The organism is Paenibacillus sp. J31R98 (assembly GCF_056269245.1).
In genome coordinates this window covers 477,171-490,837 of record NZ_JBWDNO010000001.1, presented here as the reverse complement: position 1 = coordinate 490,837, position 13,667 = coordinate 477,171, and the positions used below count along the sequence as shown (strand labels likewise).

13 protein-coding genes are annotated in these 13,667 nt (G+C 52.9%); all 13 read right to left on the bottom strand.

Going from position 1 to position 13,667, the window contains the following annotated elements; translation table 11 throughout:
- Positions 1-515: 515 nt before the first annotated feature.
- A complete protein-coding gene (locus AC0YNX_RS02235; protein ID WP_475814022.1) occupies positions 516-1,415 on the bottom strand; it encodes a helix-turn-helix domain-containing protein in 900 nt (299 codons plus the stop codon).
- A 129-nt stretch (positions 1,416-1,544) separates the two neighbouring features.
- Positions 1,545-2,762 carry a lysophospholipid transporter LplT gene (lplT, locus tag AC0YNX_RS02230; protein WP_475814021.1) on the bottom strand — a complete coding sequence of 406 codons (1,218 nt, stop codon included), beginning with the start codon at positions 2,760-2,762 and terminating at the stop codon, positions 1,545-1,547.
- A gap of 168 nt (positions 2,763-2,930) precedes the next feature.
- Complete coding sequence (locus AC0YNX_RS02225) at positions 2,931-3,671, bottom strand: DUF4247 domain-containing protein (RefSeq protein WP_475814020.1); 741 nt, start codon at positions 3,669-3,671, stop codon at positions 2,931-2,933.
- 16 nt (positions 3,672-3,687) lie between these two features.
- Positions 3,688-4,194 carry a DUF4178 domain-containing protein gene (locus tag AC0YNX_RS02220; RefSeq protein WP_475814019.1) on the bottom strand — a complete coding sequence of 169 codons (507 nt, stop codon included), beginning with the start codon at positions 4,192-4,194 and terminating at the stop codon, positions 3,688-3,690.
- 26 nt (positions 4,195-4,220) lie between these two features.
- The gene (locus AC0YNX_RS02215) at positions 4,221-4,625 is read right to left on the bottom strand and encodes a DUF350 domain-containing protein (RefSeq protein WP_475814018.1); all 405 of its coding nucleotides are present in this window, start codon (positions 4,623-4,625) and stop codon (positions 4,221-4,223) included.
- Between the two features lie 120 nt (positions 4,626-4,745).
- Positions 4,746-5,417 (bottom strand): PspA/IM30 family protein, encoded by a 672-nt coding sequence (locus AC0YNX_RS02210; protein WP_475814017.1) that lies wholly within the window; start codon positions 5,415-5,417, stop codon positions 4,746-4,748.
- Positions 5,418-5,659: 242 nt separating this feature from the next.
- Entirely contained in the window at positions 5,660-6,979 is a 1,320-nt protein-coding gene (locus tag AC0YNX_RS02205) for an ammonium transporter (protein WP_475815153.1), read from the bottom strand.
- Between the two features lie 99 nt (positions 6,980-7,078).
- Positions 7,079-7,510 (bottom strand): hypothetical protein, encoded by a 432-nt coding sequence (locus tag AC0YNX_RS02200; protein ID WP_475814016.1) that lies wholly within the window; start codon positions 7,508-7,510, stop codon positions 7,079-7,081.
- Entirely contained in the window at positions 7,507-9,456 is a 1,950-nt protein-coding gene (locus AC0YNX_RS02195) for a primary-amine oxidase (protein ID WP_475814015.1), read from the bottom strand. Before AC0YNX_RS02195 ends, AC0YNX_RS02200 begins: the two co-directional genes overlap by 4 nt.
- A 214-nt stretch (positions 9,457-9,670) precedes the next feature.
- A complete protein-coding gene (locus AC0YNX_RS02190) occupies positions 9,671-10,444 on the bottom strand; it encodes an IclR family transcriptional regulator (RefSeq protein ID WP_475814014.1) in 774 nt (257 codons plus the stop codon).
- 279 nt (positions 10,445-10,723) lie between these two features.
- On the bottom strand, positions 10,724-10,954 hold the full coding sequence (locus tag AC0YNX_RS02185; RefSeq protein WP_475814013.1) for a hypothetical protein: 231 nt from the start codon (positions 10,952-10,954) through the stop codon (positions 10,724-10,726).
- A gap of 15 nt (positions 10,955-10,969) precedes the next feature.
- Complete coding sequence (hydA, locus tag AC0YNX_RS02180) at positions 10,970-12,367, bottom strand: dihydropyrimidinase (protein WP_475814012.1); 1,398 nt, start codon at positions 12,365-12,367, stop codon at positions 10,970-10,972.
- Positions 12,368-12,372: 5 nt separating this feature from the next.
- Positions 12,373-13,644 (bottom strand): NAD-dependent dihydropyrimidine dehydrogenase subunit PreA, encoded by a 1,272-nt coding sequence (gene preA, locus AC0YNX_RS02175; protein ID WP_475814011.1) that lies wholly within the window; start codon positions 13,642-13,644, stop codon positions 12,373-12,375.
- Positions 13,645-13,667 lie beyond the last annotated feature (23 nt).

Genomic DNA, 13,667 nt, shown 5'->3' with positions numbered 1-13,667 from the left:
CGTTCCTTACGGAACGACCTTTCTTCAGATTGTAGAGAAACCCTGTCAATTATCGGTAGCGTGCCGGAGCTGAGCGTACAATCTCAGCAATTAATTCGGCGGATTGCTTGCTGAGCGGCGCTGAGAGAGAGGGAATGAGCTCTTTTAGCAGGGAAAAATCGCTCCGCGCTCGGATTTTCAGCGACGAGAGAGGAAATACCCGCTCTCGTCGAGCGAAAATAGCGAAAACAGGTGCTGAGAGAGGAAATAATCTCTCTCAGTGGAGGAGCGAGCGCGAGAAGTGGGTTGTAAGATGTTGTAAGATCGAAAACGATCGCTTAGCACCACGGGGTGAAACTGAGAGAACATATACGTACTCTCAGTATCCAAATTGCGCTGAAAGCCCTCTGAGAGAACATATACGTGCTCTCGCAAAAAAATCGGCCGATGCTGCTCTGAGCGTACAGAAAAGGCCGCCCCTCAGATAGGAACGACCTTCTCACAAACTTATAAAGTAACAATTGCAGCACTAATCACTAGAACCCGTCTTCGCGCGGATCAGCATGCTTGCTGCTGCCGCTGGCGCTGCCCGTGAACCGTTTCCGGTAAGAGAGCGGCGTAATGCCGACATGCTCTGCGAACGACCGCGAGAAATGCGGCGTCTGCTTGAATCCGGTCTCATCCGCGATACGCGAAATCGGCCAATTCGTCTTCATCAGCATGAGCTTCGCTTGGTCCATCCGATAAGAGAGCAAATATTGCTGCGGCGTACAGTCGAACACATCGCTCATACAACGCGCGATATAGTTAGGATGTAGTCCCAACACTTCGCCGAGCTTGCCGTTCGTCACTGTTGTCCGGAAATGCATTTTCAGATAAGCAGCGGCCTCTTCCGCAACCGCAATCGGCGCTTTCGCCGCATCGCTTCGCCAACCTTCATCGAACACCTGCAAGAGATGCAGGAACCATTGCTGACGCTGCCAGAACGCGGCATGCGACGTGCCAAGCGCGGCTTCATGCAGCTTCCCGAACAGCGTTATCACTTCTTCCGGATACGAGAATGACATCGTCTTCGGCAACCGGATCGCATATGAATAATAATCGCCGCGGAGCGTGCCGCAGTTGATATCGCTTAGCTCTTCCCACGGTCCTGCAGTTTGGAAATGCACCCAATCGAATACAGTTTCCTCTGTGCAAGGCTTTGTCGGATAATGCCATTTGTCCGGCCTTAGAATGAGCATCTGGCCAGGGCCGACTTCCCAAGTTTGAGTTTCCTCGCCAACATACAGCTTCCCGCTATGAACGAATAACAGATCGAACACGCCGATATTCCGGCGGTTCGGGTGTTCGCCGCCAGGCTGATATGTAGTTCGGTTGGACTCAATAAAATAAGGCAGCGGCGGAGATAAAAATGTAAGCAGTGGTTCCGACGACAAGAGAGAAGCCTCCTACAAAAATAGTAACGTCCGTATAGTTTAGCAGACAATTGACAAAGGAGATATAGCCAATTGATACTATTCACCTTCCGTTACGGTTATACGTCTTTTTGATTCATACCCGCACAATCAGCGCTGCTGTTCGCGAAGAGCAGCTGCAGTCTGTTTGCCGGCTCCACGGATGCTGGACAGCTGCGTTGCCAAGAACAGAATGAACATGAGCAGCACTAGACCAATACCAATAACGGAGCCGTTCACGGATACATGCATTTGGCTCAGCGTTAGATAAATGCACAAGCCGGTGACCGTAAGAATGTTCTCGCTGAAATTCTGAACGGCAATTGTTTTGCCGGAGCCGATAAGGGATTTGCCTTCCTCCTGCAGCATCGTATTGAGCGGAATGACGAAGATTCCGCCGAACAAGCCGATCAGGAAGAGCAGCACAATCGTCAGCCAAAGCTCGTATGTGAGAGATGCCACCATAACAGAAGCGACCATGAATAAGCCAAAATAGAATCCTCGGTGCAGCTTGCCTGCCGGTACGAAGCGCGGCGTCAAGAAAGCGCTGCAGACGACCCCGATCGCCGTAATGCCGATCATCATCGACTGCTGATCGGTGTCTTCGATGCCAAGATTAAGCGGCAGCCAAGCGATTAGCGCAATGCGGAGCACCGCGGCCGTCAGCCAGAATGAGCCTGTGCCGATCAGAGAGAAGCGAGCCCGCGGATTGCGGAACAACATGGCGACATCGCGAAGGAACTGGATTGCTTCCGGGCCATACCGAAGCGACTTGTTGCCTGCCCGTGCCGGAATGATGAACGTCATTAGCAGAGACAATAGATAAACGCCGAGACAAGTTAGAATCGCCGGCATATCCGAGTTCTCCGCCAAGAAGCCGCCCGCTATCGTACCGAGCAGGATAGCCAATATCGTGGAGCCCTCCACCTTCGCATTCGCTCGGAGCAATTCGTCCTCCGTGGATGTAAGCTCGGTCAAGATGCCGTACTTACCTGGCGAATAGACGACCGCGCCAATGCCGACAAACATATAACAGAGTGCCGGAGGCAAGCCGAACAACAGCATCGCGATCCCGATCGCTTTCAGAATATTGCCGAGCAGGAGCACTTGCGATTTCGCATTTTTATCCGCGAAAGCACCGACAATCGGCGCAAGAACGACATAAGCGCAAAGAAAAGCGATCTGTATGTAATTGACCGCAATATCAGGATTCGCCACCCCTTGGCGCTTAACCATTCCAACGATGAGGAAGAAGTTCAAATTATCCGCGAACGCACTTAAAAACTGCGTGAGCACCACCGTATTCAGCGGCGACAATAACCGTTTCATCCCATTAGTTCCCCTTCCTGTTTGGAGCCATTACTCAAATCATCATTTTCTCATCATATACCATTTCCCTCCCGGACATAAAGTTACAAAAAAAAGAACGGCATGAGGGAGGCAATACCGCCCGCACATACCGTTCTTGCTGTTCTGCTCTTGTCGTACACTCGTAAATTATCTGCGCCTCGACACCCGTCCAAATCCGACTCTAGTCTTCGGCTTGGACTTCTTCGGAGGTGAGTACCAGCTTGATTTCTTGTCACCGTCAGAGCCTCGCGTGATCTTGCCGGATGACTTCGGAGGGGCTTTGTTAAATATGCCGCCTTCGCCTACCCTGCTCGTATCCGCATTCTTCGAACGTTTGAAGATCGAACCGGTCCGGTTCACCGTCATCGGCGGGATTGCTTTCTTCTCCTGGGTCGTCGGCGCGTGGTAGCTGCCTGACTTCGGCTTGTAGGTATCACGGTTATCGTAGCCGCGGTAAGTGCCATGCCCGTACCGCCCATTATCGAACAGATCGCTCAGCAGACTCGCAATTAAATACCCTTCCAGGAAGCTGGAGCTGTAATTGTTGCGGACATATTCCTTCGAATCAACCTCGATGAGCGTATCCTCTGGCTTCTTCGCATCCTGCTGAAGATGAATGATCTTGTCCGAATAGACGAGAAACATATGATCCGTCTTCTCCGGCGATTGCTGCTGTGGCTTCGACTCATCGACGAGCGCCTTCGCTACATCCGGAACGCTCACGCCGGCAGCACGGTACACATAGGAGGTCTGCGAGCCGCTGCCATTAACCGATTCGAGCGGATATTTCTCTTGAATCGTCTCCGTAATGCCGCAAGCGGCAAGCAGTGGGAAGATCAATGAGATGACAAGCAATATTTTGATCAAATAAGAACGATGAATTCGCACTTTAGCTCATCCACTCCTAACTGCCGCGGAGAACGCGCACATCGGCTGACAGCACATCTTCACCTTCGTACAGCATGAACCTGCCGTCCTGCCACTCAATGCGCAGCAGCTTCATGTCATCGGACTGAAACTGCCACACGTACTGCTCTCCGCCCTGTCTAAACGGCGTTCGTCCGGCCGTCACGACCAAACCGGAATATTGCTCCTCGAGATAGAACATCCGTCCATCAAGCTCAAGCTCTGTCGGCACCTCTTCGACGGAATCAAGTCTGCCATCGATATCCGCATAGAGCGTGAACTCTGTCCGTTCCCTCTCCTCAATGGCCAGGTAACGGATTGCTGAGCCATCCTGCAGCGTCAGCACAACGATGTTCCGCTGCCGGTTATGGAGACGGCCAACCACTTGATACGTCACGAGCGACACTTCACATACATCGCCAGGTCCGATCGTCAACATACTCTTCTCCGCGCGAGGGGGCTCTGGCTTCGCCATAATATTCTTTATCCGTTTGAATAAACTCATGTGTTAGGACTCCCTAATGTTCAAGATTATAAACATGCGCCGATTACGAGCGCTCCTGCTATATGAAGCGAACCCGCGAGCAGTGCGTGCGACATCTTGCCATCCTTCGTGCCTTCGCCCAGATCAAGGGAAACCGTCGTCCTAAGCGCGATTTCAACCAAGCTCTCGATAAGCAGTAGAATGACGAAAGAAATGACAGATGCGAGCAATGCGTCACCGAGATGGCTCGAGCTTGCAATGGACTGCGCCAGGATATACGCTTGCGCGAGCAGCTTCATGATGAAACGGCTCGTCACCGCCACATTTCCCTTCTTAATTTCTTCCAAGTCCTTGTATCGGGTGAAAAATGAATCGACGGCCATCAACACGATCAGCAGCACCGCACCTGCGCCTGTCCATACCAGAATGCCTACCATCTCATTCAACGTCATCGGAATGATCCTCCATCATCAATATGTGAGTTCATGTACCCTGCAAAGAAAAAACGCCGCCAGGCGCCCTGGTATGACCCAGTCTCCCTGCAGACGTTCTTCCTTCGCAAGCTTCAAGCGTTACTCTTTGTTCTCGTACTTCTTCATCAGCGCAGCAAGCTCATCATCAACTTCCTTGTTCTTGCCAAGCGCTTCAAATTCATCGTCAAGCGATTTCGCCTTGCTGTTCATTTCATTGCTTGCTTCCGCCTGCGCCTCAGCCTGGAGCATCTTCTCTTCCATCCGCTTCAGACCAGCCATTGCCGTGTCGGAGCTGAAACCAGCCATCGACTTGTTAATGTCCGCTTGCGCCTTCGCTGCCTGATAACGCGCCACAAGCGTCTCGCGCTTGTTCTTCATCTCAGTCAGCTGGCTGCGCATTTCGGATAGCTTTCCACGCAGATTGTCGGCAGCAGCCTTGTTCTGATCGAAGCTTGCCTTGTACTCATTACGCTTCTGCTCGGCAGATTTCTTCTCTTCCAGCGCGCGGCGAGCTAATTCGAGGTTCTGAAGCGATGCAGCCGTATGCGCCTGCTCTTCGCGCTTCGCTACGAGTGCGTCTTGCTCCTCATACAATTGTTTGAATTTCTTCTCAATCGCAATTTGCGAAGCTACAGCTTTCTCTGCGTCCTCGAGATCTTCCTGCATATCGCGGATGTACTGGTCAGTCAGCTTAATCGGATCCTCTGCTTTCTCAATCATTGCATATACGTTCGACAAAGTAAGATCTCTCAATCGTTTAAATACAGACATGGTTCATGTTCCTCCTCGAAAATGTTGATCGTCTTTCGTTCATGCTTTCTAATACGACACATCCGAAATAGATGTTTCAAATTTATTTATTTCTTTTATTATAACCGATTCCTGCAAGAATGTGGCAATTGCATCTGTTTGTATTTGGACAACACAAAAAGGAGATTCTCCGCCAGCTGTCGGAGAACCTCTTTCTTCCTTCGAATAGGAGAAGCGAATGAAGCCATTTTACAGCGCAGCTCTCAATCACCAACAAGCGCATGCGATGGCTGCCGGCTAGATGCTGCGACCGCTGGCGTCGGCGAAGGGGTTTTATACGCATTCTCCCCTTGCAAGCTGATGTCGAGTCCGACCTCCTCTTGATCTTTGGCAACACGAAGCGGTACAAAGACGCTGATAAACTTCAACAGTACGTAGGTGCCGACAGCTGCGAGCGCGATCGCCACACCAACATCGAGCAGCTGAATCAGCAACTGCTTCGGATTGCCGAAGAGCAGTCCGTCATTGCCGGCCGGATTGACCGATTTGCTGGCGAAGATGCCAGTCGCAATCGCTCCCCAGATGCCTCCTAAACCATGCAAGCCAAATACATCAAGCGTATCGTCGTAATTGAAGCGAGATTTGAGAAAATGAACGCCAAAGTAACAGACGATGCTCGCCACAGCGCCAATCGGAATGGAAGAGGCGACGGAGACGAATCCCGCTGCCGGGGTAATGGCAATGAGACCGGCAATAACGCCAGTGACGGTGCCAACAAGCGTCGGCTTGCCGCGTTTGTACCACTCAATCGCCATCCACGCGATACCGCCAGCTGATGCAGCCATATGCGTCGTTGCGTAGGCGAGTGTTGCCAAAGAGCCTGAAGCAAGCGCGCTGCCGCCGTTGAAGCCCATCCAGCCGAACCACAGCGACATGCCGCCAATGAAGAACAAGATGACATTGTGCATGGATTCCTTCTGATGCGGAAACCCTTCGCGAGGTCCAATCATGAGCGCTACGACAAGTGCGCTGACGCCTGACAGAATATGAACGACAGTCCCTCCGGCAAAATCAAGCCCGCCCAGTTGCATCAGCCAGCCGCCACCCCACGTCCAGTGAGCCATTGGCGCATATACGAAGATGACCCACAGCACCGAGAAGATCACCCATGCTGATAGGCGAATCCGTTCTGCTGCGGCACCGGAAATCAGAGCAACGGTTATTGCGGCGAACAAACACTGGAAGATCGCGAAGATGAAATGCGGTATGGTCATCGTACCTGCCGGGTCTCCGCTCACCCCGCTGAACATGGCAAAATCAAGCTTGCCAATCAAGCCAGCCGCATCAGGACCGAAGGCGAGCGTGTAGGCGCACAGCACCCATACGAGGCTAACGACGAGCATGCTGCTCAAGCTGTACATCATCGTCGAGAGCACATTGCGCGAGCTGACCATGCCGCCGTAGAACAGCGCAAGGCCCGGGACGAACATGAACATGACGATGGCAGAGGAAATCAACATCCAAGCGGTATCGCCTGTATCTACGACAGGCGCCGCAGCTTCCTCTGCAAACACGGAGGTCATCGTTAAACACCATAGTGCAATAACCGCTAATCCAATTCGGACCGCCAACGACAACGATAAGTAACCCTTCCTTCTATTCATCCGCATCGCCTCCATCTTCTACATGACAACGAATGTCGCAATTCCAATAAGTATGGACAGCACGGATACAGCTGCTTTCAACCGTGCTTTGTGAGTCCTTTCCGACTCGCGCTGTTTCGCCATCCGGTATAGCATCCTGCAAGCGCAGTAGATCGCGATGCCGTTAAGGATTATTAACACTGCGCTCAACCACGACAGCGAGCTGCCTGCGCCAGTCATGGACGAAGGCATGGACATGGACATGTTCATCGCCATCGACGAGTCCATCTTATGCTGATGCGCATGTTGCATCGCCGCTGCTCCTAAGCCAATACCGGCAAGAGCTGGAGCAAGCAGCAGATGAACACCATGAATGAGCAGCATGAGTGCAACCGGAACTGTCGACAAGGCGAACAAGCGGTTCTCTTCTTCTTTTATAGCTGCGCGGCTATGGCTATGGCTCTCGTTCATCCATGCCCCTCCCTTGAGCAGCACGTATCCCCTGCGCTTACAGCTGTCTTCTTCACTGTCGAAGGTACGTCAAGCGCTGGGCTGCAGTTGAAGAAGCCGCTTGGTTTCAGCAGAAATCCGGTATACGCCGTAGGCATGACCGGCCAATCCTCCGGACGAGGAATATGATTGTGCCCCATGGTGTACCAGACGACGATGTCCGAATTCTCAACGGAACGGTTCTGCTTCGACCACTTCGCCAAGCCGTCACCGCCCGCATGCTGATTCGGATATTTGCCAGCCGCATACATTTCCTCCGGATCATACGGTGTCACCCACATGTGGTGCGTAATGAATCCGGCGCGCTTGATGAGATCGGACTCCGGTGCGGCGAAGGGGAAGCAGTTCTCGCCGGGGACGATTTTGTAACCGACGGATTGGTTCATATCGTTCTTTACATTGTCGTTCACGAACTTCCAGTAGCGCGCCGTCTCCAGCTTCAAGTCCCGCACCGCTTCACTCTCGGTCGCTAACACGGTCGACTTTGCCATGAATGCGTTGCTCATCGGGTTCTCAGGTCCAAGCGGAGCAGGCACCGTATCGACCTCGTAAACCGAGTTCTCGTTCCCGTCAATCTGAAGGTCAAGCCGCACATTGAAGAAATGCTGATGATTCGGCGCATAGAGTTCAGGCGCTACCATCGTGCCATATAATGGCTTCTCGCCTTCGGTCAGACAGCCGACAGACAGAATGCCGGTCAGCTTCACTTGAAATTCGATATTGCCGTCCTGATAGAAATACCAGAAGAATCCATATTCATAATTAGCGACCGTTGAAATCGACGAAATAACGAGCCTGCGTGAACGTCTAACCTCGACCTCATTCGTACGCCAGTCCGTGTGCTTCCATAAGATGCCGTAGTCCTCCTCATGCATGCAAATCGCATTCTTGATTACGACGGTATCGCCGCGGCTGTTCGTCATTGCTGCATCTAAGTAACGGATGAAGCCCACGCAATCACAGCCTAGCTCCAGACTGTTCGCCAATTGGCCGATGCCGTACTCGCCGCTGTCGAATGCATTCTTGCGATTCTGCGTCGGTCCGGGATCGCCATATGGCACAACCATTTCCGATAAAGCCGCCCGATACAGTACGGGGCGATTCACTCCGCCATCGTTATAGCTGACCGTATGGATCGTCAAACCTTCTCTGGCATTGAAGCCGACTCGAAGATTCCACTTCTGCCAGTTCACCTCATGGCTATCTATCGTAAAGCTCGGGCCGTCGGGCTGCGTAATATCGATACGCTTCAAATCGGCGCGCATCGGTCCCATTTCACTAAGCGCATAATGAGCCGGCTTCGACGGGATCGCATGGTAAGGATACTCCTCAACCTCTAACACCTTCATCTCGTTCAAATCAACAACCGGGATAATACCAAGCGGACGCGCGTAGCCATTCTCCCCTTGCTTGCTTCGCAAGAAACAAAGCGGTCTTGCGATTCGGCGCGTATTCTCGTAGGTGCCGCCGAAATTACCTGCAGACCACAGGTCGACCATGACAAGCGAGGCATCCGTTACACCAAGCCTGGCGAGCGCCGCCTGAAACGTCTTATCCTCTTTTACAGCAACTTCGCATTCGATCTGTTCATCCAGCATGATCGACGGCTGTACGCCAGGAATATGCAACCACGAGACGACTGATTCGGTCCCGAGCGACACGATCGCTTCATAGCAGGCATTCTGCGCATTGTTCAGAATAATAATGGCTGCTTCCCGATTGATCGGATTCGAATAATCGAAGAGAAACACGTCACTCTTCTTCGGCTCTCTCAACATGACGGATACGAACCGGTCGAATGCGCCGAGATGCTTTCTCTCTCTTAGCACCTTCACGGCAAGCGCGATTTCCTCCGTGCTGAGCGGTTCGAGCGGATGCTTCACCTTCTGTTTCTGTATCAGTTCCATTCTCCATTCCTCTCTTTCTCCTGCCAAAATGCCTCCTCAATCATGCTGCTTACGATCAAGGTGAGGTTATCTCACATTATAGAAACAAACCTAAGCACGCCAAAGAGCCTTTTCCCGAATAATGGGAAGGAGCATAAATTTTACATAAAAAAATCTCCGGCAGCTCCCAACTACAAGGAGGTGCATCGGAGATATCGAGGCCGCGCTGCTAAAGTTAAGCCCGTTCGGAACTGCCGGAATAACCGAGCTCCGCCGAGATCAACGCCGCATATTTCTTCACATAATAGCTGTACTTCTCAATCGTATCGGCTTGGAAACGCAGCTCTGGCCCTGCAACGTTGATGGACCCGACAACGGTGCGCTCATAGGAGAAGATCGGCGCGGCGATGCCGGTTGTCCCTTCCGTCGCTTCCCCGGTCGTGACACTGTAGCCCAGAGCCCGAATGCGCTGCAGATCCGCTCTGATATACTCCAGCGTAAGGGGCTTAAGCGAAGGCACATTCGCCCAATCGACGCCCCGAAGCAGCTGTTCTTGCAGTTTCAACGGCATATACGCCAGAATGACTCGATTAGACGCACCGATGTAGAGCGGAAGCCGGAGTCCGATCGGCTCGGAGATCTTGAGGATTTGCGGAGAATCGATGGAGTCGATGTAGACGCCTTCGTTATTTTCGCGGCTTGCGAGGTATACCGTCTCACGTGTTTTTTGCGATAACTCTTCAATGTAGGGTCGTGCGACTGAACGGAACATGAGACTGTCCCACATCAGAAAGCCGTACTTCATGAGCGAGAGGCCGAGCTTATACTTCTTCGATTTGCCGTTCTGGGTGACGAAGCCGTACTGGATGAGAGTGTTTAAGATCCGATGCGCGCTCTGGACGGGCATATCCAGCTGTTTGCTGATCTCCGTCACGCTGAGCTCCTTCTCCATCCCTTGCGGAACGAGCGCATCCAGAATATCGATCGCTTTGCCAATGACACCGGACATGCCGACCACCTCGCGCCAGAGTTTTATGTTAACTTTGTTGACATCATTATATCAAAAGCAGCCATAAACGAAAGAACCTTTTCCCGAATAGTGGGAAAAGGTATAAATGATGTATGGTTGTTGCTGAGAGAACGTATTTGTTCTCTCAGCGAGAGAACGTGCAGCTTAGCGCAGAAGAGTGCCTGGTGTGAGAGTGACTTCTTACGCTACCGTGCCGACCCACGATACCCAATATCGTTATTCGACGCACAAATCACAGGATTACAACATCTATCCCAATCAACCTTCATCCGATTCGGAGGTTGCGAACAGCAGCGTCGACCAATATTTGCGTGCATTTGCGTTCTGGATCAGCAGCGTCACCGGCTTGCTGTCCGGTGCTCCTGACGGGGGCTGAAGCCGCAGCCTGTCGCCATACAACTCCTCCGTTACTCCGACGATACGGTAATCCTGCTCCAAGTACTCGTCTATCGCATTTTTCTCCGCAAGGAATTCATGGTAGTCCGACATAAGTCAACTCCTCCCTTATAATGAAGTTCCGAATGTTTGACGGTGCAGAAACGTGCCGCTTCCCTTCGTTCCGACAAACTGCCGATCCCGAATAATGAACTCGCCGCGGCTTAGCACGGAGATGGGTTCGCCCATCACCGCTACCCCTTCGAAGGGATTATAATCGACATTCATATGATGGGTTTGCGCCGAGATGACCCGCTTCACGGACGGATCGAAGATAACAATGTCCGCGTCGCTGCCGACCGCGATCGTCCCTTTCTGCGGGAAGACGCCGAACAGCTTCGCGGCACGAGTTGCTATCACATCGACGAATTGATTGAGCGTCAGCCTGCCTTTAACGACCCCTTCGGAGTAGAGCAAGCTGAACCTGTCCTCGATAATCGGGCCGCCATTTGGGATTTTGCTGAAATCCGCTGCTCCAAGCTCCTTCTGCCCTTTGAAGTTGAACGAGCATTGATCCGAACCAACCGTCTGCAGCTGGCCATTCTTCAAGGCATTCCACAGCACCTCCTGATGCTCTTTGGCGCGCAGCGGAGGCGACCAGACGTACTTCGCCCCTTCAAAGTCCGGCTTCTCCAACTGCGTGATATCAAGGAGCAAATATTGCGGGCAAGTCTCTCCCCATACGTTATTACCCTCCAGCCGGCCTTGCGCAATCTGGTTCACCGCTTCCTCGCAGGTGACATGGACGACATAGAGCTGAGAATCCGCTAGCGCCGTCAGCCTCACCGCTCTGCCCGTCGCCTCGCCTTCCAGAATCGAAGGACGCGTCAGCGCGTGATAGATCGGCTCCGTATGTCCTGCCGCCAACGCCTGCTTGATCAGCTCATCAATGACATCTCCATTCTCGGCATGCACCATGACGAGCGCGCCGTGCTGCTTCGCGCTCTGAAGCGTCCGATATAGGATGCCATCGTCGGCTTGCAGCACGTTCTTGTACGCCATGAACACTTTGAATGACGTGATGCCTTCCTGCTTGATAATGTCTGGCAGCTCCCCAAGTACTTGATCATTGATCTCGCTGATCATAAGATGAAAGCCATAGTCAATGACCGCTTTCCCTTCGGCTTTGCGATGCCAAGTATCAATGGAGCTTCGAAGAGGCTTCCCTTTCTCCGTCAGGCAGAAGTCAACAATCGTTGTGGTGCCCCCGAATGCAGCCGCAATTGTACCTGTCTCAAAATCGTCCGCAGTCACCGTGCCGCCGAACGGCATATCCAGATGCGTATGCGGATCGACGCCGCCAGGGAACACATAGCAGCCCGCAGCATCAATCACCTCCGTGTCTGGCGGAGCAAGCTGCCCCAATGAACGGCCTATTGCCGTCACGATGCCGTTCTCGATTAGCACATCAGCCTTCATCGTGTCTGCCGCCGTCACGACGATACCGTTCTTTATGAGCCTGGCCATCCTCGTCACGCTCCTTTCATATTCAGCTTCGCGATCGCTGCCTGCCTTTCATTCCAAGTCATCGGCATAGCCGCAGACGGTTGGTCCACCATCTCAATTGCGCCTTCGACTGGACACACAATCGCGCACAGATTACAGCCGACGCAGTCTTCCTCGCGAACCTTCAAGTAGCTCTCGCCTGAAGCTTCAATCCGTTCGATACACTGATGCGCTGTATCTTCGCAGGCAATGTAGCACTTGTTGCAATTAATGCAGGTATCCGTATGAATTCGGGCAGTCACCGCATAATTCAGATCCAAGTTGCCCCAATCCGTATATCGCGTGACGGCGCGTCCGGTAAGATCGCTCACACGTTCGATGCCTTTGCTGTCGAGATAGTTCGATAGTCCGTCGATCATCTCTTCAACGATGCGGAACCCATGATGCATCACCGCTGTGCACACTTGCACGCCGGTAGCGCCCATCAGCATAAACTCTGCCGCATCCTTCCAATCCGAGATGCCGCCAATGCCTGATATCGGGATGCCGACCTTCGGATTACGCGCACATTCCGCCACCATATTAAGCGCGATCGGCTTCACGGCAGGTCCGCAGTAGCCGCCATGCGAGCCTTTGCCCGCCACATGCGGAATCGTGTTCCAGGAGTCGAGATCGACGCCTGCAAGCGAGTTAATCGTGTTGATGAGCGAAATCGCATCCGCGCAGCCCCTCGTTGCTGCAATCGCCGTTGCCGTAATATCAGTGATGTTCGGCGTCAGCTTGACGATAACCGGCGTCCTTGCCGCCTCTTTCGCCCAGTACGTCTGCCGCTCCACGAGATCCGGCTGCTGACCCGAAGCCGAGCCCATGCCTCGCTCCGCCATGCCATGCGGACAGCCGAAGTTCAGCTCCAGCCCGTCCACCCCGACAGCCTCCACCTTTTTTACAATCTCATGCCATTTCTCCCGCTTCGGCTCAACCATCAGTGACACAACGAGCGCACGGTCAGGGAAAAGCTTCTTTGTCTCGTAAATTTCCTTCAAATTGACGTCTAGCGGGCGGTCCGTAATGAGCTCGATATTGTTAAAGCCAGCAACCCGTTGTCCGTTAAAATGCACGGCTGCGAACCTGGAGGACGTGTTGATGATCGGATCGCCAAGCGTCTTCCATACCGCGCCTCCCCAGCCGGCCTCGAAAGCCCGCTGCACCTGATACCCCGTATTGGTAGGAGGCGCGGAGGCGAGCCAGAACGGGTTCGGGGATTCGATCCCCGCCAAGTTAATGCGCAAATCAGCCATAGGAACGCCCTGCCCTTCTATGA

Coding starts and splice junctions, on each gene's coding strand:
- AC0YNX_RS02220 (WP_475814019.1), bottom strand. CDS start 4,194: ATGAGTTTATTCAAACGGATAAAGAATATTATGGCGAAGCCAGAGCCC.
- AC0YNX_RS02185 (WP_475814013.1), bottom strand. CDS start 10,954: ATGTCGGACTACCATGAATTCCTTGCGGAGAAAAATGCGATAGACGAG.
- lplT (WP_475814021.1), bottom strand. CDS start 2,762: ATGAAACGGTTATTGTCGCCGCTGAATACGGTGGTGCTCACGCAGTTT.
- hydA (WP_475814012.1), bottom strand. CDS start 12,367: ATGGCCAGGCTCATAAAGAACGGTATCGTCGTGACGGCGGCAGACACG.
- AC0YNX_RS02195 (WP_475814015.1), bottom strand. CDS start 9,456: ATGGAACTGATACAGAAACAGAAGGTGAAGCATCCGCTCGAACCGCTC.
- AC0YNX_RS02200 (WP_475814016.1), bottom strand. CDS start 7,510: ATGAACGAGAGCCATAGCCATAGCCGCGCAGCTATAAAAGAAGAAGAG.
- AC0YNX_RS02190 (WP_475814014.1), bottom strand. CDS start 10,444: ATGTCCGGTGTCATTGGCAAAGCGATCGATATTCTGGATGCGCTCGTT.
- AC0YNX_RS02210 (WP_475814017.1), bottom strand. CDS start 5,417: ATGTCTGTATTTAAACGATTGAGAGATCTTACTTTGTCGAACGTATAT.
- preA (WP_475814011.1), bottom strand. CDS start 13,644: ATGGCTGATTTGCGCATTAACTTGGCGGGGATCGAATCCCCGAACCCG.
- AC0YNX_RS02215 (WP_475814018.1), bottom strand. CDS start 4,625: ATGACGTTGAATGAGATGGTAGGCATTCTGGTATGGACAGGCGCAGGT.
- AC0YNX_RS02205 (WP_475815153.1), bottom strand. CDS start 6,979: ATGACCTCCGTGTTTGCAGAGGAAGCTGCGGCGCCTGTCGTAGATACA.